At 63.2% G+C, this 19,712-nt stretch carries 19 protein-coding genes; 4 read left to right on the top strand and 15 right to left on the bottom strand.

The genetic code is table 11. The annotated features are described in order from the left end of the window. Positions 1-19 precede the first annotated feature (19 nt). Positions 20-1,225, bottom strand: a complete 1,206-nt coding sequence (locus BJD99_RS16210) for a lipase family protein (protein ID WP_084348197.1) — start codon at positions 1,223-1,225, stop codon at positions 20-22. A gap of 245 nt (positions 1,226-1,470) precedes the next feature. Between BJD99_RS16210 and BJD99_RS16205 the strand changes: the two genes are divergently transcribed. Continuing rightward, complete coding sequence (locus BJD99_RS16205; RefSeq protein WP_084348196.1) at positions 1,471-3,024, top strand: succinic semialdehyde dehydrogenase; 1,554 nt, start codon at positions 1,471-1,473, stop codon at positions 3,022-3,024. A gap of 56 nt (positions 3,025-3,080) precedes the next feature. Here the strand turns inward: BJD99_RS16205 and BJD99_RS16200 are convergent, their stop codons facing one another. Together BJD99_RS16200 and BJD99_RS16195 are read right to left on the bottom strand one after the other, a co-directional pair. Then, positions 3,081-4,997: an MDR family MFS transporter gene (locus BJD99_RS16200; protein ID WP_179142383.1), complete on the bottom strand. Its 1,917-nt coding sequence runs from the start codon at positions 4,995-4,997 to the stop codon at positions 3,081-3,083. A 58-nt stretch (positions 4,998-5,055) separates the two neighbouring features. Next, a complete protein-coding gene (locus tag BJD99_RS16195; RefSeq protein WP_084348194.1) occupies positions 5,056-5,538 on the bottom strand; it encodes a MarR family winged helix-turn-helix transcriptional regulator in 483 nt (160 codons plus the stop codon). A 259-nt stretch (positions 5,539-5,797) separates the two neighbouring features. Between BJD99_RS16195 and BJD99_RS16190 the strand changes: the two genes are divergently transcribed. Beyond that, a complete protein-coding gene (locus tag BJD99_RS16190) occupies positions 5,798-6,910 on the top strand; it encodes a GGDEF domain-containing protein (protein WP_084348193.1) in 1,113 nt (370 codons plus the stop codon). A 28-nt stretch (positions 6,911-6,938) separates the two neighbouring features. Beyond that, positions 6,939-7,535 carry a hypothetical protein gene (locus BJD99_RS16185; RefSeq protein WP_084348192.1) on the top strand — a complete coding sequence of 199 codons (597 nt, stop codon included), beginning with the start codon at positions 6,939-6,941 and terminating at the stop codon, positions 7,533-7,535. Here BJD99_RS16185 and BJD99_RS16180 read toward each other — a convergent pair whose 3' ends face one another. The 6 genes from BJD99_RS16180 to BJD99_RS16155 form a co-directional block, all read right to left on the bottom strand. Next, positions 7,536-8,408 carry a universal stress protein gene (locus BJD99_RS16180; RefSeq protein ID WP_084348191.1) on the bottom strand — a complete coding sequence of 291 codons (873 nt, stop codon included), beginning with the start codon at positions 8,406-8,408 and terminating at the stop codon, positions 7,536-7,538. A gap of 278 nt (positions 8,409-8,686) precedes the next feature. Continuing rightward, positions 8,687-9,613 carry a CopD family protein gene (locus BJD99_RS16175; protein ID WP_256895805.1) on the bottom strand — a complete coding sequence of 309 codons (927 nt, stop codon included), beginning with the start codon at positions 9,611-9,613 and terminating at the stop codon, positions 8,687-8,689. 5 nt (positions 9,614-9,618) lie between these two features. Then, on the bottom strand, positions 9,619-10,155 hold the full coding sequence (locus tag BJD99_RS16170; protein ID WP_084348190.1) for a copper resistance CopC family protein: 537 nt from the start codon (positions 10,153-10,155) through the stop codon (positions 9,619-9,621). Next, positions 10,152-10,826 (bottom strand): YcnI family protein, encoded by a 675-nt coding sequence (locus BJD99_RS16165; RefSeq protein ID WP_084348189.1) that lies wholly within the window; start codon positions 10,824-10,826, stop codon positions 10,152-10,154. The genes BJD99_RS16170 and BJD99_RS16165 overlap by 4 nt, the downstream gene beginning before the upstream one ends. 48 nt (positions 10,827-10,874) lie before the next feature. Further along, positions 10,875-11,393 carry a hypothetical protein gene (locus BJD99_RS16160; RefSeq protein WP_084348188.1) on the bottom strand — a complete coding sequence of 173 codons (519 nt, stop codon included), beginning with the start codon at positions 11,391-11,393 and terminating at the stop codon, positions 10,875-10,877. Positions 11,394-11,414: 21 nt separating this feature from the next. After that, positions 11,415-12,065, bottom strand: coding sequence for a DUF6474 family protein (locus BJD99_RS16155; protein ID WP_084348187.1), 651 nt, complete (start codon positions 12,063-12,065; stop codon positions 11,415-11,417). A gap of 168 nt (positions 12,066-12,233) precedes the next feature. Between BJD99_RS16155 and BJD99_RS16150 the strand changes: the two genes are divergently transcribed. Continuing rightward, positions 12,234-13,841, top strand: coding sequence for a TM0106 family RecB-like putative nuclease (locus BJD99_RS16150; RefSeq protein WP_256895802.1), 1,608 nt, complete (start codon positions 12,234-12,236; stop codon positions 13,839-13,841). A gap of 187 nt (positions 13,842-14,028) precedes the next feature. Here the strand turns inward: BJD99_RS16150 and BJD99_RS16145 are convergent, their stop codons facing one another. The 6 genes from BJD99_RS16145 to BJD99_RS16120 all read right to left on the bottom strand — a co-directional run bounded on the left by BJD99_RS16145 (position 14,029) and on the right by BJD99_RS16120 (position 19,540). Continuing rightward, positions 14,029-14,796, bottom strand: a complete 768-nt coding sequence (locus BJD99_RS16145; protein WP_084348186.1) for an SDR family NAD(P)-dependent oxidoreductase — start codon at positions 14,794-14,796, stop codon at positions 14,029-14,031. Positions 14,797-14,894: 98 nt separating this feature from the next. Continuing rightward, the gene (locus BJD99_RS16140; RefSeq protein ID WP_084348185.1) at positions 14,895-15,956 is read right to left on the bottom strand and encodes a hypothetical protein; all 1,062 of its coding nucleotides are present in this window, start codon (positions 15,954-15,956) and stop codon (positions 14,895-14,897) included. Next, complete coding sequence (locus BJD99_RS16135; protein ID WP_256895801.1) at positions 15,953-17,113, bottom strand: sensor histidine kinase; 1,161 nt, start codon at positions 17,111-17,113, stop codon at positions 15,953-15,955. The genes BJD99_RS16140 and BJD99_RS16135 overlap by 4 nt, the downstream gene beginning before the upstream one ends. A 121-nt stretch (positions 17,114-17,234) precedes the next feature. Beyond that, entirely contained in the window at positions 17,235-17,945 is a 711-nt protein-coding gene (locus tag BJD99_RS16130) for a TMEM165/GDT1 family protein (RefSeq protein WP_084348307.1), read from the bottom strand. A gap of 224 nt (positions 17,946-18,169) precedes the next feature. Beyond that, positions 18,170-18,697 (bottom strand): peptidase, encoded by a 528-nt coding sequence (locus BJD99_RS16125; RefSeq protein WP_084348183.1) that lies wholly within the window; start codon positions 18,695-18,697, stop codon positions 18,170-18,172. Positions 18,698-18,916: 219 nt separating this feature from the next. Then, on the bottom strand, positions 18,917-19,540 hold the full coding sequence (locus tag BJD99_RS16120) for a superoxide dismutase (RefSeq protein ID WP_084348182.1): 624 nt from the start codon (positions 19,538-19,540) through the stop codon (positions 18,917-18,919). Positions 19,541-19,712: the final 172 nt, after the last annotated feature.

The following is a 19,712-nucleotide window of genomic DNA, read 5'->3' as shown; positions in this document are numbered from 1 at the left end:
CCGTGACGTGAGGGTCAAGCTATCGAACTACGCGTTCGCATCCACCGGTCGGAACGCCGGCCAAACGTTGCGAGATCCACTCGAATGCGCCTGGCCGTCCGGCACCCTCGGCTGCCGAGTGATCGCCGGGGATCTCCTCGAGATGTACCGACGCATCTGCTGCGCACCACTGGTCCTGGACGGCTTCCGCGCCCTCCTTGGGGATCAAATCGTCCTGCAGGCCCTGGTAGATGTACGTGGGCGCCTCGGGCGCGATCTGGCCCATGCGATTCTCCTCGATCACTGTGCGAGTGATCGGATGGTTGAACACGTCGGGGACGTTGGACAGGTTCTGCTGGTCGAACAGCAGCAAGCCGCTGTAGGACAGCACATCGACGCACTGGTCTTTCTGTATCAGTGCCAATCGCTTGCCGTTGTCGTTGGCCAGCGTGCGCATCTCCGGGTACTCCCTGGACAAGCCGATCGTCGCTGCGGTGAACAGGCCGGACCCGATCCCGCCGTTGAGCGAACGCTGCAGAATCTTGTAGTCGGTCGGCGGTCCACCGAATGCGACGCCGACGATATCGAGCTCCGGCGCGTACTTCGGCGCCAACTGAGCTGCCCAGCCGGACGCTATTGCCCCACCCGAGTAGCCGGTGATGGCCACCGGAGCATCGGCGTCGACGCCCACACTGTGTGAGGCACGGAGGCCGTCGAGCACCGTGTGGCCGGCGACGAGACCGGCGGAGTAGGCCTGCCGCGGACCCTGATAGTCGGTGACCGCGACGGCGTAATTGCGCGCGAGCAGCTCTTGAATTCGATCGAGCTCCTTGTTCGTACCCCGCGGGAGCGTGTGGGAAGGCGCGCACGCATTGCCGAGTGAATCTGTCGCCTCGTTGTATGCGACGACCGGACGCGGGCCGTCGCCGGTCCACGGGCCGTCCGGGACGATGACCGTCGTCGTAGCTGCGATGGGATTGTTCTTCGAGTCGGTGGATCGGAACAGTACTTGCGTTGACGTCGTGCCTGGTTGCACTGCAACACTTCTGGTCCTCAGGGCTGTCCCGGGCTCGCTGGTTTCGTAACCGGCGGGCGGGGCGAACCATGGATCTTCGAGCGGCGTCGGCAAGTATGCGGACGGATCGGCAGGGGGAGCGATGATGTCTCCGAGCGGATCGGCTGTTGCCATCGGTGTGAAAGCGAGCATCAGTGCTGCTGCGCCTGCCAGAACGAATGTCCTACGCATGAAGTCCCCACCCTGATCGTCTTCGAGCGCCCCGACGCCTAGGAAAGACCGATCCCCATGTTGCCATACATCGCGGAGCAACCCCCGACGGTGAGCATGGTGTTCCACTTGCATGCATTGTGAGCGGGATCCCATCCGAGCAGGCAACAACTGGTACACCGTGCCCACTGCCCTGGGTATTGCAAGCCACCGACCAGGTACGTTAGGTGTAACTCCAAGAACTACTCACCAGTAGGGGTAACGATATGCCAGCTCCGTCCACTGCGACCTTCTCCAGGCTCGCTGAACTCATTGCAATTCCCAACGCCGCCGACCGCCCGACGAAGTCGATCACCGAGGTGTTCACGGGTAAGGAACTGGCGACCATCCCGGTCGGTACCGCCGCCGACGCCACCGATGCCATCGCGCGGGCTCGCATCGCACAGAAGGCGTGGGCGAAACGCCCGGTGTCCGAGCGTGCCGAAATCTTCCACAGGTACCGCGACCTGGTGTTGGCGCATCGTGACGAGCTGATGGACATGGCTCAGGCCGAGACCGGTAAGTCCCGCGCAGCCGCTCAAGAAGAAGTGCTGGACATCGCGATGACCTCGCGGCACTATGCCCGTGTGGCAGCCAAGCTCCTCGCGCCCAAGCGCGTCACCGGCATGCTCCCGGTGCTGACGAAGACCACCGTCCATTACCAGCCCAAGGGCATCGTCGGCGTGATCTCGCCGTGGAACTACCCGATGACTCTTGCGGTGTCCGATGCCATCGCGGCCCTGCTGGCAGGCAACGGCGTCGTACTCAAGCCTGATTCCCAGACGCCGTACTGCGCTCTTGCCGTCGTCGAACTGCTCTACAAGGCCGGCCTGCCGCGTGACCTGCTCGCCGTTGTTCCCGGGCCCGGCTCCGTCGTCGGTACCGCTCTCGTCGAGAACACCGAGTACCTCATGTTCACCGGATCCACTGCGACGGGCAAATTGCTTGCCGAGCAGGCGGGGCGTCGACTCATCGGTTTCTCAGCCGAACTCGGCGGCAAGAACGCCATGATCGTCGCCCAGGGCGCCAACCTTCGGACCGTATCCGACGCGGCAGTGCGCGCCTGCTTCTCCAACTCGGGCCAGCTGTGTATCGCGATCGAGCGGATCTACGTCGAGAAGTCGATCGCCGAGGAATTCACCGCCACATTCGGTGAGCGGGTCCGCAACATGTCACTCGGCGCCGACTACGAGTTCGGTATCGAAATGGGGAGCCTCGTCTCCGAGGACCAGATCAAGACCGTCTCGGCGCACGTCGACGATGCCAAAGCGAAGGGCGCCACAGTGATTGCCGGCGGTAAGGCACGGCCCGATGTCGGACCGCTGTTCTACGAGCCGACCGTACTCACCGGCGTCACCGAGGAGATGGAGTGCGCCGCGAACGAAACTTTCGGTCCGCTCGTGTCCATCTACCCCGTCGCGGACGTCGAGGAAGCCATCGCCAAGGCCAACGACACCGATTACGGTTTGAACGGCAGTGTGTGGGCCAAGACCAAAGCGCAGGGTGAGGCGATCGCCGTGCGTCTGCACTCGGGGACTGTCAACGTCGACGAGGGTTACGCTCCGTCTTGGGGATCGACCGCTGCCCCGATGGGTGGCATGGGAGTCTCCGGCATGGGACGTCGGCACGGACCGGACGGGCTGCTCAAGTACACCGAGTCTCAGACGGTCGCGACGACGCGACTGCTCAACCTCGGTGGGCCGCGCGGAATTTCACCGAAGCTCTGGGCGAAGATCATGCCTCCGTTCGTGAAGGCTCTGCAGTACCTTCCCGGCCGCTGATCAGGAACAAGAAAGGGCCCCACACCATTTGGTGTGGGGCCCTTCCTTTTGGTGAATTAGTTGACGCGGTGGCCGTTCAGGTCCGAACTCACGTAATTCTGGTGAGGGTCGGGGATGTGATTGTCTCCGAGTACCCGTGCGATCTGGTCCTCGCTGAGCCCGAGGCGCCGGAGCCGCTCGCACACTGCATCGAAATCGAGCATTTTGGCATCGAGTTCCTGTTGCAGGGTAACGACCTGAGCGCGGATAACCTCGGCTTCGTCGAGCGCTTCGAGAGTGCCTTTGGGCTCGGGGAGCAGCAGGTTGAGCAGACGGTCGCGGGCATCGACGCTCAGACCTGCGAACGGTACCGACCCCGCCGGCGCCTCGTGGCGGCCGGTGACGTCGTGCTCGTCGACCTCCGGTGCCACGTATTCGCGAGCCGTACCGAACGACGGGATCTCGGCGATCTGCTCACCGGGCTCAGGAGCCTGTGCGATGTCGATCGTCTGACGTAGCGGACGATTCGGGATCAGCAGCACTGCGATCAACGTGATGAGTGCAACGAATCCGGCGATGAGGAAGATGCGTCCTGTCGCGTCACCGTAGGCGGTACGGATGACCAACGCGACCGGCGGTGGCAGTACGTCGAGATCCAACGAAGATCCGCCGCTGCTACCCGAGGTGTCGATCCCCAGCTGGGTCAGACCGGAAGCGGACTTCTCGGCGACGCGGGTCGCCAGGAGCGATCCGAGAACGGAGACGCCGATTGCGCCACCGAAGGTTCGGAAGAACGCCACGGTCGACGAGGCAGCCCCGATATTCTGCACGCTGACCGTGTTCTGGACGGCGAGAACGAGGTTCTGCATCAGCATGCCGGTACCGAGGCCGACGATGGTGGTGAAGATACCGACCGTCCACAAACTGGTTTGATGGTCGATGGTGCCGAGGAGAAAGAACCCGATGACCAGCAGTACCGAACCGGAGATGATGAACGGCTTCCACTTCCCGAACTTGGTGATCAACTGCCCGGATCCGACGGAGGCGACAAGCATGCCGAACACCATCGGGATGGACAGCAATCCGGCATCGGTAGGGGAGTAGCCGCGTGCGGTCTGGAAGTACTGTCCGAGGAACGTGGTCGCCCCGAAGAGGCCGACGCCGACCGCGATGGACGCGATGATGGCCAGCCCGGTTGTGCGCTCGGTGACGATCTTGAGCGGGATGATCGGCGACGAGTGTCGTGCTTCGACGATGACGGTCAGAACGAGGAGTAACAGGCCGCCACCGACGAGGATTGCGGTCTCACGCGAGAACCATGCGTAGTAGTCGGCCTTGCCTGCGAACGAAACCCACACCAGCAGAACGGATACACCTGCGGTGAGAAGGAGTGCGCCGAGCCAGTCGATGGAGACGTTCTGTTTGCGGACGGTCTGGATGTGCAGGGTCCTCTGCACCAAGACGAGGGCAACGACGGCCAAAGGTACGCAGACGAAGAAGCACCAGCGCCAACCGAGGGGGCTGTCGACGATGATGCCGCCCAGGATCGGGCCGCCGGACATGGCCACTGCCATGACAGCGCCCGTGTAGCCGGAATACCGGCCACGGTCACGCGGGGAGACGATGGTTCCGATGATGGCGATGACGAGTGCCGTCAACCCGCCCATGCCGATGCCCTGAACTACGCGGGCAGCCAACAGGATCGGTACGTTGTGCGAGAAGCCGGCCATGATCGAGCCGAGGACGAAGATGATGATCGCCGATTGGACGAGCACCTTCTTGTTGAACAGGTCGGCGAGCTTGCCCCAAATTGGGGTCGACGCGGCGTTGGCCAGTAGTGCGGTAGTGATGACCCACGCGTACGCGGTCTGCGATCCTTCGAGGTCACCGATGATGGTGGGCAGTGCAGTGGCGACGATTGTCGTGCTCAGCAGTGCGGTGAACAGCGCGGCGAGAAGTCCGGTGAGGGCTTCGAGGATCTGCCGGTGGGTCATCGCGTCCGGATCGGCCACTGCCTTGGTTGGCGGAGCGTCGGTACCTGTGGTCATAGGGTCATCTCGCAATCAAGTTCGAGTGCGCTACGTCATGCTGAGCGAGCGCGTCTTCGGTAAATGTGTTGTTGAGTCGGCGGACCGATTGGAGTGCGTCGAGAGCTTGGTCCTCAGTCCAGTCGCACAGCAACTCTCGTAGCCGCTGGGCCCGGCGGTCCCAGATCGCCGTCAACTTCTGCCGACCTGCTGCCGAAACACACACGCGAGAAGCGCGTTTGTCGTCGGGGTCGGGCTTCCTGTCGACCAAGCCGAGTTCGACCAGGTCTGCGATCTGCCGGCTGAGGGCCGACTGGCTGACGCACACCCGGTTGGCGAGGTCGGTCTGTCGGCACTCACCCTCGGTCGCGAGAATTGTCAATACACCAGTCAATGCTTGTGGCAGTGGCGAGCTGTCGTCACCGGCGATCACGGCTCGTCGCAGAGAGCGAGCGAAGCGGAAAACCTCTTCGACAAGCGATTCTGCTGTGGTGGTTTCTACTGCCATGAGGGCTCCAACGGTCAATGTCATTTACTTGCTGTACGCAACCATATAGATACATAGCTGAGGTAAACAACTGGTTTACCAATTTTGTTCGTCACAGTGCCGCAGTCATGTCTGGTTGCGCACCCGGCCGAGTGCCCTTTATCGGACTGATCGTCCTTGTCTCTGTCACAATGGGGTACGTTGCTGCGGACGAGGGGGTCGGCCCACACATTTCGGGCTGTAGTAGCGGAACCCTCTCGTACGGAAGGCTCTCCCGAGTATGTCCTCGTTTGCAAGATGGTGGTCTGAACCCACCGACAACGCCTGGTCCGTGGAATACCGGCGCTCCAATCCGCTTCTGCGGCACGCTCGCGTCGCGTTGGGAACCTGGTGCTGGCTCTACACGGTGTTGTGCATCTTGGCGACTTTCACTCCGGCCGGAGTTCCCGACGGGTTCGGGCAGGGCCTGGCCTACTGTCTTGCAGCCATCGGGATCGTGCTCGGCGCATTGTGGGTCCGCGGACCGTGGCCTACCCAAAACTACTCACGTCTGTTCGTCGCCGTGATCGAAGCGGGAATTGCCGCAGCCCTGCTGATGCTCGCCGACCCGTTCGTTGCGTTACCGTGCGCTGCTGGACTCGCCGTGAACGGCGGTTACATCGCAGCGTTCCACGGACCCAAGATGATCGTCGCCCACCAGGCTGGGTCCGCAGTAGTAGTAGGTGTCCTGTTCGCGCGGGCACTGGCCGAGCCCGGTGGGGACGCCGTCGTCGCGTGCGCATATCTCGTTCTGTTGATCTTGTTGTTGTTCTCTGCGCCCACGTTCTCTTACGTCCTGTTGCTGGTGCTGCGCCGGGACGCTTCGAAAGCGCTCTTCGATCCTTTGACCGGACTCCGCAACAGGCGAGGGCTTGCCGCTGCGATCTCCGAGATCGGCGATCGGGTGGGGCTGGTGACGGTGATGGTCATCGATCTCGACGACTTCAAAGCCGTCAACGATCGACATGGTCATGCTCACGGTGACGCCGTGCTGCGCACCGTCGCGAATGCGATTTACGCGGCGTTCGGTCCTCCGGCCGTCACGGCCCGCACCGGCGGTGAGGAATTCGCGGTGGTCACTCACATCGACCCGGCCGACGCCATCGCGCAGGCCGACGAGTTGCAGGCACGCTTGGCCCCGGAATTGCATCCGGGAGTTACCGTGAGTATTGGAGTTGCGCACACCGACGCGTCTGATCTCGTCGCCGAGTTCGACACGGTCTACACCCGCGCGGACACCGCGATGTATGCAGCCAAACACGCAGGTGGCGACACCCTCTACTACCCCCACGACTGTGAGTACGCGTCGGATGCCGGGAGGCGGACGACCGAAGCGCGGAGCCCCGAGGAGTGATGGCGCGAACTCGAGGCATGATCAGTGCGTGGGCGGACTTCAAAACAACGATCTCGAGCAGTTTCTGAGGGAACGCCTCGCATCTGCGCACGCGGCCTTGGAGAACATCGACGAGGCACGCTTCATGGCCGACCCCACCGCCGCCATCGACCATGTGTGCGCCGAGTTCGCCCTCGAACCCCTGGGTGTGCCCCGTCGCGGTGAACTCTCCGAATCCCGACCGGGCGACGCCCTCGTCCAGACTGCCGACGGGGAATCCCACCACCGACCCCGGGTGGTCGTCGACATCGCTCTCACCGGCCCGCACTTTCTGTGGAACTATCGTCCCGCGGACTCACCGCCCTTTCATGCGAGTGTTCACGGCGTAATCTCGCACCATCTGTTCCGTGCTGGGCCGCTGTTCGTCCTGACGATCTCGGGCGATCGTCTTCGCGGTGACGACGTCGACGCCGCCATCACCGCGACCCTGACGCAACTGACGACAGTGGCCGATCGCATCAACACTGCAACCCGCCGCTGGCACATCGAATTACGCGCCAACCTCGACGCCTCTGCTCGACAACGACAGGCCGGCCGGGACTCCCGTCAAGAGTTTCTCGAACACCTTCGTAGCCAACACTTGTAGTCAGTGCCGGATGATCATGACCGGCACTTCGGCGGTATGCACGATCGCGCGGCTGGTCGAACCCAACAACATGCCCATGTATCCACCCCGCCCGCGGCTGCCGACCACGATCAGCGACGCTTGGTCGGCGTGCTCGAGCAGAGAGTTCACCGGACGGTCCTTCGACACCACCGAACGTACCTTCACATCCGGATACCGATCGGCGTAGCCGGCGAGCTGCTCGGACAGCACCGCGCGCTCTGCCTCTTCGATCGAGACCCAATCGTCCTCGAACCACGACGCCAACAGCACGTCCGAAAAGGCATGCACCGCAATCAAGTCCACCGAACGCAGTGACGCTTCCTCGAACGCTGCCGCCACTGCCGGGACACTGTTGTCGGTGCCATCGACTCCGACCACTACCGGGCCTGCACTAGCGTTCGACTGTGGCTTGCCGCCGTGGATGACCACGACCGGACACCCTGCATGCCCGATCAGCGCCGAACTCACCGAGCCGGCCAACCCCGCGGTCAGCTCCCCGAGCCCACGTGTACCCGTGACGATCATTGCGGCCTGCTTCGAGCACGCCAGCAACTCCGCCGCCGGCATTCCGGTGACGGCCTTCGTTTCGATCACCAGCGCGTCGTCACCGAGTTCTGCGCGTACCCGCGTGAGAGCCTCGTGCAACACGTTTGTCGTCAACTGGCGCTGGTCGTCGTAGAACCCCTGCGGCAACGGCACCAGGACACTGAGAACACCGGGTGAGACAGGCGTGACCGACACCAGAAGTAGCGGCAAGCCACGGCGCTTCGCGGCGTTCGCTGCCCACACCGCCGCGTCCAGCGAGGCAGGCGACCCGTCGACTCCAGCAACCACAGGCAACACAGTGCTCATAAGGTTTCGCTCCTTCATAGCTTCACTCGGTGCCGTGTCCCAGCCCCCGACTGGACCGGGAGTCACCGACACCGCTGTTCCTCGACCCCGATATATGGGCTTTCGGACACTTCGAGCCTAGCCCGTCAGTTGCACTCCAGGGTCGCGATCAAGCAGCTATGTGAGCAACGGAACCGGCGAGAATGCCGGTGCTGTAAAACTTTTGGCACTTTCCTAACTGTCGAACGTAGGCGGCGTCGCTCGGTCATCTCGGCGCGCATCCGATCCCGAGGCCCTGGTCATGCTGTCGTGGCGAGTGCCGCCGCGAGACCGAACGCAACCGTGATGACGCATACGTGCACTGCCGCGCGGACGACCGACTCATCTGCCTTCGTTCGATGCGCTGTGGCAGAAACGAGCCAGGTCAACCGAAGCCGGCGCGCGAGCACTACGAGAAGAATCAGGACCACGGTCTTCGCCAACACGATTCGCCCGTAACCGGTGTCCAACAGGGCGCCGAACCCGCCGATCCTGACCGCTGCATTCACCGTGCCACTCACCGCCAATACCCACACCGACCACCAGGCGAGCCGCGAGTAGACGGGAAGCGCCGTCGCCCACGCGCCCTTCGCCCGAAGAGTCGACGCCATTGCTGCCAGGACCCCGAGCCACACCGCAGCTGCAACCGTGTGCACCGCGGCGAACAATCCGCCGAACAACTGCTGCGACATATGACCGGTGATCGGCCGCGCAACGAGTGCGATCACGGTGAACACCACGACAGGTATCGGGGACACTTCACTCCCGCGCCGATAGGAGAGCAGTGCGTAACCGGACACGATCGCGGTGCACAACACCGTCACGACCCCAAGACGACCGACGGTGATGTCGGTGAGATAAGTACCGAACTGCGCCATCGGAAGCCTGGTGACGCCGCCGCCGAAGGACTCGGCAGCGGCATCGACCAATAGTGCGACTTCGGCGACGGTCCACACACCTCCGACGGCAGCGACCTGCCGCCATACCGTCGGCCTGCTGCGCACCGGGAACAGTTCGGTGCGCAGCAGCGCAAGGCCCAACGCAGTGGCTCCGAGGCAATCGGCGAGCACCCGAACCACCGCCGACGGATCCGGGCCCTCGGGATGGGCCAGCAACCAGGCCGCACCCACCCCGAGGATCCCCGACACTGCCGCCGCGAACATCCACCTCCGGTGGAACTCGCGCACTACCCTCAGCTGTCTTCCTTCGGCTTCCGCTCGTCTTTCGGCTTACGCAGGGTGTAAGCGAGAGCACCGCCGAACACCAGCCCACCGACAATCAAGAACGGCCACAACGGAACCCCGCCGGACTCCGAGGACGCGTCGGCACCCGCATCGGCGTCCGCGGCCGCACCAGGCGTGCCCGATCCCTGCTGAGTGAGGGTGAACGTACGCGTCCCACTGATTGGATGGCCATCGGCCGAGGTCACCCGGTAGGCCACTGTGTACTGCCCTACCGGACCGAGCTCGCCGACGTCGACGACGATGCTCTGTCCCTCGATCCTCGGATCGCCCTTGGACCACAAGTTGCCGTCGGGTCCCACCACATTGAGCGTCGCGAACTGGGACTGCGGCGCCTCGTTGAAGGTGACGGACACCTGAGCAGGTCCTGCTGCGATATCGGCACCTTCCTCCGGGCTCGACCCGGTGACGATCGAATGCGCTGACGCGATCGGAGCACCGAGAATCAGTGCCGAAACTGCGAGTACGGCCACGACGAGCTTCCTCATGACCGTCGGCCCCGCACTGCTGCACCGATTCCGAGTGCTGCACCGAGCGCACCGAGAACGAGCGCGACACCTGCCAGCCAACGGGCCGTGTTGTCCGACCCCGACTCGGTGCTCGCTTCCGCGGTGTCCGAGCTGGTCCCCGCCGCGTTTGTCTGCCCGTGCCCGTCGCCGGAAGCATCTGCGGCCGCGAGAGTCACCGACGGCGCCGGGTACTCGGGCTCACTGCCGTCGGCAGCAGGCTCCTCGTTCCAGGCGACGACCTTGCCGTCGGTGTAGGTCTGCGTCGCCGGGAAACTCACCGTCTCCTTCTCCGGCAGTGGGCCCGCCGAGAGTAGGAACTGCTGGAACTGTCCCGGCCCGACCTCGGATCCCGGGCTTGCCGTCCACGTCACGGCAGTAGCGAGACCTTCAGGGCTCTTGTCGACCGTCGACGTCCACCCCGGAATGGGCTGTGTGCGTGCCGATTTCAGGCCCGGCAGTTCCACCTTCACCGACGTCGTTGCAGCAGTGTCGGATTCGGTCGGTACACGGAACGTCAGAACGGTGTACCCGCCCTGCTCGGCGCCCGGCGCAACAACCGAGACGTGCGCCGAAGCCGCGCCTGTCCCGACTACCAGTGCCAACGAAGCGGCGCCTGCAATGATCGAGGCACGACGAATGAAGCTGTTCATGGAGGATTCCTTCTCGAAAGTGTGTGTGGGCCTATCTCTTCGACTCGCTTACCGCTGCGAATCGGGTGGCCCACGCCTCGAGATCGACGTCGTGAATCGGTGTTGCGGAGACAGCGTGAACCCGACCGCCCCGACGTGCCCGCCGGCTGACGCGTCGGGAAGGGGTAGCGGTGGGTCGAGAACTGCTCGCACGATCGAGGTGATCGGCCCGTACAACCGCTCGGCAGTGCAGACGAGAACTGCCGCAACAGTCGATGCCGCGAGGTGGAAGGCAAGCATCGACGCACTCGGGAGCACCGAGTGGCTGTGCGTCATCTCCTGCGGGCTTCCGGCCGCGAGCGCCAGGTGAGCGGCAAACTGCCCGATCATCAGCCCACCGAGAAGGCGGACCATTCCCGGCGCGGGCATCGTCGCGAGCGCACCCACTCCGACACCGACGACCAACAGGAACATCAATGCCGACCCGCTCGGATAACCGCCGCCCGCGCTGCCGTGGGCCGCGACGGCGAGTGTGACCGTCAGCGCACCGACAGCTCCGCCGCGAAGTGAGGCTGCCGGTGCGGTCATCAGGATCGGTGAGTTCGGGCGCTAGCGGACGCCGAGGCGGGCGAGCAGGTCCGCTTCGATGCCGTCGAGTTCGGCCGAGATCGCGTTGTGGGCAGCTTTGCGACGCGGTGCCGGCATCTGCTCGGACGTGCGCACAGCGGTGCCGAGATCGGTGAGCCGCTGGGAGATGGCGTCGGCGAACTTGGTCGTCTCGGCATCACCGGAGCCGGAGGTGACCTTCTCCAGCGACTTCTCGGCACCGGCGATACGGGCGCTGAGCTTGGCACCGTAACCGGTGTACTGGCCGAGCTCGGCTGGATCGATGCCGAGCTGCGAGGCTTTGCGTTCGTCGAGCTTGCCGCGTACCAGCGCTGCACCTCGATAGACGATGGGCGTCAGTACCGGAATCAGTACCCGCGCAATACCGATGTACTTGCGGACCTGAGCCGCCGAGAACTTGCCCTGCATCGCAGCTTTCTGCTGCGCCTTCAGGGCCGCAACCTGAGCCTTCTCGACGTTCTTCGAAGACTTGGCCTCCACCGCGCTCAGCTTGCCCTGTGCCTTCGCGATCGACTTCAGCTGCTTGCGTTCGTTCTTGGCGCCGAACTTCGCTTCCAACGTCGCTTTGTGCTTGAGCGCCTTGGCTTCGGCCTTACGAGTGGCACGACCCTTGCGCTTACGGAACAAACCCATCGACAAGGCCCCTTACGTCAACTTCGGCGGTTCGGCGCGGCGCGCGCACAATTGCTTGACACAGCCTATCGGTACGGATGGCTGCGAGAACATCTGCGCCCTGCACTTCGTGCAGCTTCGTCGTCGCTCGGTGTCATTGCTGTCGGTACGGGGACATAGGCTCGGGTCGTGACGAGCCAACGCGCAGTGGAACGAGGGGCATCGGTGCTCATCGATGCCGGGTCGCTGACGCGATGCAGACACCGGTTGTATCTGGACACGGCCTACTCGGCGTTGCTGCGGCAGGAACCGGAGAATCCAGGGGTTCGTCAACGCCGTGAAGCAGCCCGCGCGCAGCGTGAGGACATCAGATCCAGATTGTCGGAGACCTTGGACGGGTGGACCGAGATCGAGGCGCCCGATGCCCGCACCGCATCGGAACTGACGATGGCCGCGTGCCGCCGCCGCGTGCCATGGATCTGGAATGCCGTCCTACCGATCGAACGAACGACCGGACGACGCGGGCGTAGCGAGATTCTGATGCTCGATCCCGTCGACGGCGGATACATCCCGATCATCGTGGTCAATCACAAGGTCACCGACCCTGGTCGCGGGGCGCGCACGTCACGGTTGACCGAATGGGCACCCGCGGTGGACGAGACGCGGAAGGTCCGTAGCCAACTCCGCGATCAACTGCGTCTGGCGCACCTCTACCGCATGCTCGACTTCGAGGGCATCGCCAGCCCGAACGCCCACGGTGGTGCAATCGGCTACCGCGCAGAATGCATCCTCGTCCATGACCTGACCACCGTGTTCGACGAATACGACGCCCGATTCCTCGACCGGCTCTCCGTAGCTCGGGGAGAGAGCTTCACCGTGCCTTCGCAAGTCAGCGAGTGCCGATCGTGCCCATGGTGGACGGACTGCCGTCCGCAACTGGTCGCCAATCGAGACGTCAGCCTGGTGGCGTCGGGCATGCGGGCAGATGCCCTGCGTGAGCAGGGTGTGTCCACAATCGACGAACTGGCCGACTTCTCCGGCCCCGAACCCGACAACTGGCCGTTCGGCAGTTTCACCGATGCCGTAGCAGCCGCGACGGCCTGGCGAGCCGGAGTGCCCCTGTTGCGTCGCACGGACGAGGTGACAGTCCACCGCGCCGACGTCGAGGTCGACGTCGATATGGAGAGCTACCAGGAACACGGTGCGTACATGTGGGGCACCTTGCTGACCGAGAAGGGCGGGCCGCCGGCTCAGTACCGCGGCTTCGTCACGTGGGATCCCCTTCCGACCGTGGACGAGGGTCGTTCCTTCGCCGAATTCTGGGCCTGGCTCATGGGTAAACGGGCCGACGCTGCTGCGCGCGGGAAGACATTCGCGGCGTACTGCTATTCGCGGGCGGCCGAGGACAAGTGGCTACTGGATTCGGCTCGACGCTTCGGCGACATCAGCGGAGTACCGACCGAGGCGGAGATTCGCGAGTTCATCGACAGCGAGCAGTGGGTCGATATCTATCAGGCCGTCAGCGATCAGTTCATCTGCCCGAATGGCAAGGGACTGAAGAAGATTGCACCGGTAGCAGGCTTCGAATGGCGTGACGCCGAGGCCGGCGGTGAGGCATCGATGGGGTGGTACCGCGAGGCCGTCGGTTACGACGCCGAACCCGATACGACACAGCGCGAACGCCTGTTGGTCTACAACGAGGACGACGTCCGGGCTACGAAGGTGCTCCGCGAATGGATGAGCGATCGAGCGGAGATCGAGATTCCGACACTCGAATCGTTGCGTTCGGCGGTCTGACCGCGGGCTCTGAGGCTTGAATGATTGCGCGCGGGGTCTGACCGCGGGCTCGGACGCTTGAATGGCGCCCTGTAGCTATCTGATCGTATGAGTGGACCATTCAAGCGATGGGGGACAATTCCGCCCACCGCTTGAATGGCGCCCTGTAGCTATCTAATCGTATGAGTGGACCATTGAAGCGATCGAATTAGCGCGGAGCCATTCGAATTGCGCCATCCATGCGGATGGTCTCGCCGTTGAGGTAATCGTGCTCGGCGATCATCTGCACCAACTGTGCGTATTCGGACGGCTGAGCGAGGCGGGACGGGAACGGAACGCTCGCCTCGAGGCCCTTGCGGTATTCCTCGGTGACGCCTGCGAGCATCGGAGTGTCGACGATGCCCGGTGCAATCGTGTTGACGCGAATACCGAACTGAGCCAGGTCGCGTGCGGCGGTGATCGTCATCGCGTGTACGCCACCCTTGGAAGCGGTGTACGCAATCTGTCCGATCTGGCCTTCGAATGCTGCCACCGACGCAGTGTTGACGATCACACCACGCTGACCTGAATCGTCGACTGTAGACAGCGACTGGATCCGATTGGCGGCCAGACGCATGACGTTGAACGTGCCGAGCAGGTTGATGGTGATGACCGTGCGGAAGAGTTCCAGGTCGTGCGGACCCTTCTTCGACAGAATGCGTCCTGCCCAGCCGACGCCGGCACAGTTCACCACGATACGGAGCGGTACGCCCGCTTCGGCGATCTTGTCCAGAGCCGCCTCGACCTCGGCCTCGCTCGTGACGTCGGCGGGGATCAACGTCACCCCGGCCGGCACGCTGTCGCCTGCGCGCTCGATGGACTGTGCCAGATCGAGGCCGAATACCGTGGCGCCCGCATCGGCGAGACGCTTGGCCGTCGCAGCCCCGAGCCCCGACGCGCCTCCTGTGACCAGCGCTGCTGTTCCCGAAATCTCCACTGACGAATCCCTTCGCTGTTGGCGGCCCGATGTGGCCCGTGCCTCGTGAGCACCATAACCGGCGGGGGTTCGTGCCGCGGAGATAGGAGGTACCCGAGTCAGCGAAGCGCATCCTCGTCAGGTGTCGTCGACGAACCATCAGGCGCATACTCGACTCGATACGTCTGCTCGGCGTCGACGAGGATGGTCGCCAAGACCTCACGGCCGGCAGGAAGCAATCGCACTGTCGCAGTGCCACTCTCGATTCGGTCGATATGCTCCACCGCCGACGTCATCATGGCAGTGCGAATTTCCGACGCGAGGAAAGCGTCGGACCGATCGTCGAGGAGTACCACCGTGACGCCACGGATACGCGCCGCTCGAACAGACTCCTGAAGCCGAGAGTCGAGGAGCCCGCGAGCGCGAAGAGAATCTCGCAGATCGGCCTCGAGCAAAATGCAGGCCAATTCTTCATCGGGCTCGAGGTCTGGACCAGCCGCCGTCCGCTCGAGCAGAGGCCGAGCAAGCTCGTCCAGACGTTCCAGCTGTGCGTCACGTTCCTCGAGGACCGCCGACGCAGCGGCCTCGGTCGCGATCCTCATCGTGGATTGGCGTCGTAGTTCGAAAATCGACCGTGCGAGCGGACGAATGGTGAACGCGAAGAACGTCGACATCAGCAGCGGTGCCGCGTTGATCAGGCTGAACGACAACCCGTACGCCGCGCCCTGACCACGGACCACGGCCCACAGCACCGAGGACCCGATGAGCGAGGCGAGACCGACCCAGGCTAACAATGTCCTGCCCCGAACACACATGAATGTATAAATTGCCACCGATGCGCCGAGCGGCCACGTCTGCAGGGGATTGGTCGTCGGGATGGGTATCACCGCGAAGACCAGCCATAACGCGACCGGTCCGGTAAGCATCAGTGGATACGAATAGCGTAGTGGGAGTGGATCTCCCGGTGCGGTAAGCAAGACCAGTGAACTGGTCACATTGATCAGAACAGCCAACGCCAGCGGAATGAAATTCGCCCCCGGTGGTGCCGTCGTCACGGCGCTGATCAGGCACGCTGTAGAGAATAGTACGACAATGAAATATGCAGTGCGCGTACGCATTCCGAGTAGGTCGCGAACGTCCTGACGTTCCGCACCGTGAGAAGGCCATCGAAGAAACTTCACGCAAGCTCTTCCCACTGGAGATGCACCGTCGTCCCAGCACCGGCCGCGCTGGAGACCACGGCCGAGCCGCCGTCGAGCTGCCGCATCCGACCGTGAATGCTCACCGCGACACCCAGCCGATGCGGTGGGATGGAATCGGGATCGAACCCGACGCCATCATCGGACACCGACACTGCGAGTCGACCGGGCTCAGCAGTCACCGTCACCATCCGAATAGCCCCCTCACCAGCATGCCTGACGCTGTTGCGGACTGCCTCGGCCAGCGCTGCCCCAGTGGCGCGAACCGCCTCGGCCGGATACGTCGTGCCCAAGTTGGCCGCCCCTACGACCTCGATCGACGCAGACTCGTCGGCGTCGGTAGCTGCCGCGCGCAGATGCGCGACCGCGTTCACCCTGTCGAACCGCCTGTCCACGGAGTAGCTACGCAGCGCATCCAACTGGTCGAGTGTCGACCTGGCCTGCCTCGCCACGGACTCGGTGCGACCCTGGCGTGCCACCGACAGCAGCGAAGACATCACTCCGTCGTGAATGAGCGCGTCGAACCGCTCCCGTTCGACGTCACGGGCCGCCGCAGCAGCGGCACTCGCAGCATTGGCCTGAGTCGCAACGATGGTCGCATCGAGAATCCGTGCCGTGCGCAAAGCCCCGAGCAAAGCGGCAACAAAAATGGTGCAGAACATGATGGCGAAAGCGATGTCGGCGAACAAGGTCGGTTCGACGAACGGTTGCCGCACACGTGCATTGGACCACTGAATGACCAACACCACGGTAACCAGATAGACAGCCACCACACCCGGGCGCCACACAAGTGAAGCAGCGAGAGCAGCAAGCCCAGGAAATGCAGACAGATAAAGCCCGGCCACATCGAACGACATCCCATCCCACGCCACTACCCACGTACAGACAGCGACCAGGTACAAAACCGCAGCCACACCCGCCGCGAACCGAGTCCAACGAATATCGGTCAAAAACGTCGCCAGACCCAATAGGACACCGGAACCGAACACCGTGACACCGGCGAACGGAGACCACCACCACGCCGTCAGATCCGCCGTCCGCACCGACTCGGAGAACAACAGGACAAAATAGATGACGTATCCCGTGCCGACGAACCGTCCGAACATGCGCAGCAACCGATCCAGCGACCGATGCTCCACTCCTGACCCCTTGGGTCGTTCCGCCGGCTCCACTCCTGACCCCTTGGGTCGTTCCGCCGGCTCCACTCCTGCTGAACCTGTGTTTTCCATACACCCTCCATTCGGGAGTGTATGGGGCGATTCACCTCTCGTGCACGCCAGTTACTTGATCTGGTGTCAGCGACGCCTTTGCCCGACGTCGACGCGTCAGAATCACACCGGTAATGACCGCTGCGGATATCGCGATGACGGTTACTGCACCGATCGATGCGGCAGCGGTACCGGGGAACAACCCGTCGAGCATCAGGGACACCCCGAAGACGAAGAACAGCACCGATGCGCCGATCCGAATGACGTTCTCGGGCAAGTGTTTGCCGAGTACGGCACCGAGGACGATTGCAAGCGCATCGGCGGCAACCATGCCCACGGTCGACCCGATCCAGACGCCGATCCAATTGTGGTCCGTGGCAAGTGTGACCGTCGCGAGCATGGTCTTGTCGCCTAATTCGGCAAGAAGGAATGCCGACGCAATGGCCATGAATGCGGAACGCGTGACGCGACCGGCTTTCTGGCCTTCGTCGTCGGACAACGAGTCGCCGCGCAACGTCCAGAGTCCGAAGATCACGAATGCGATGCCACCGATCACCGCGATGAGATTCGTCGGGATGGACAGGCCCAGGAAGTGGCCGACGGCTACGGAGAGGAGATGGACGACGGTAGTGGCGACGGTGATTCCACCGATGACGACGTACCAGCGGTAGCGCAGCGCGAATGTCATGGCCATGAGCTGGGACTTGTCACCGAGCTCGGCGATGAATATCACCACAAAACTGAGAAGCAGGGCGGATAGCACGTAGCAGGACTCCTCGGTCGGTTGCATGACCGAAGGTCTCGCCCACCGCCGGGTTGTCCGAGGCGGTTCACCGTGCCGGGCCACGCCACCGGAGCGTGAAGCCAGTATGTCGACACAGTAATTGGGGGCTACTCCCCTTCGCTGCGCCAAGGTTAGGAGAGTGAACGTCAAATGTCCATTGCTGCACTGAGTTTGGGCGCCCGAAGACTTCTGTGCGGGTGTAGTCAGGAGGCGAGAAGCATTGCCAAAACTGCAGTGTCGGGATCGCTGATCGGGTCGAGACCGATCCTGCTGACCAACGAGGTGACGGTCCCGTCGGACTCTGCTTCGACCCAGGCCGCGCGATGTTCGAGGCCGAGATGCGGGAGGCCGGGAAGAAGCACGCAACCCGACGCGGCTCCAGCACATTCGGGAAGCGTCGGAGTGGTTTCCGCCGGCGGATGCAGCATGAACAGCGCTGACGGCTGGTGCAGCGCAAACCTGCCGGGTGTGACGGCCATCTCGCCGATGACCGGTCCCTCGGCGACGACGAGACCTATGCTTCCCGGTTCGGGGTCGTCGGGAAGCTCTTCGCGGACGCCGAACACCGTGGACGTTCCGAGTAGGCCGGGCATGGACGCGACACGAACGGCAAGTACGAGAAACTGAGCCCATTCCTTCGTCGTGTTCGGCCACCGGCCCGAGACGACGAAACCGCGGAGCTCTCCGCCGGTATGGAAGGGGGATACACCGATGAGTACTCGATCGTCCATGACGTAGCTCCCTAAGGTCGTTCCAGGCGCCCGACTCGGCAGAGCAGGCTCAGGTACACCACGTTGGGTTGGGCAAGCATGGATCAGCAATGCACTGGCACACAAGACGGTGTGAGTGCTAACAATTTTTTGGTGAATACCGGAAACACGACTGGGCCACCCTTGCCGCTACCGCGGTAAGAATGGCCCAATCGTGCGGAAATTCTGTGCAGACGAGAACTACGGGAAAATGAGCCCCGGAGTCTTCGACGTAGCTGCCTCGAAGCGTGCCTGGACGTCGGCCCAGTTCACGACGTTCCAGAAGGCCTTGACGTAGTCGGCCTTGACGTTCTTGTACTGCAAGTAGAAGGCGTGCTCCCACATATCGACCTGCAGCAGCGGGATGATGCCCAGCGGGACGTTGGCCTGCTGGTCGTACAGCTGGAAGGTGAGCAGGTTCTTCCCGAGGGAGTCGTACCCCAGGACGGCCCAACCGGAGCCCTGCAGGCCGTTGGCTGCCGCGGTGAACTGTGCGCGGAACTTGTCGAACGAACCGAACTTGTCGTCCAGTGCTGCGGCCAGTTCGCCCTCGGGCTTGTCGCCACCGTTAGGGGACAGGTTCTTCCACCAGATGGAGTGGTTGACGTGGCCACCGAGGTGGAACGCGAGGTTCTTCTCGAACAAGAAGATGGAGCCGTGGTCTTCGGCTTCACGAGCCGCGGCCAACTTCTCCATCGCGGTGTTGGCGCCTGCGACGTATGCGGCGTGGTGCTTGGAGTGGTGCAATTCGTTGATCTCGCCCGAGATGTGGGGCTCGAGGGCGGAGTAATCGAAATCAAGGTCGGGCAGTGTGTACTCGGACACGTGTTTCCCTTCTCTAACGACGCCGCGCCTTCCGTGGTTCAGGCGCGCTCGTCCTACTTCGGATCATTCGTAGGCTTCAACCCAATCTCATTAGTACCCCTAGTGCAACCGTTGTAATCTTGGACCCCTTTTCGGAATAAATTCCGGTGTGTGTGCCAGTGCCTCCAGGTCA

Origin of the sequence: Rhodococcus sp. 1163 (assembly GCF_002091985.1) — a bacterium.
Classification (GTDB): Bacteria; Actinomycetota; Actinomycetes; order Mycobacteriales; family Mycobacteriaceae; genus Rhodococcoides.
This window is presented reverse-complemented; position numbering and strand designations above follow the sequence as displayed.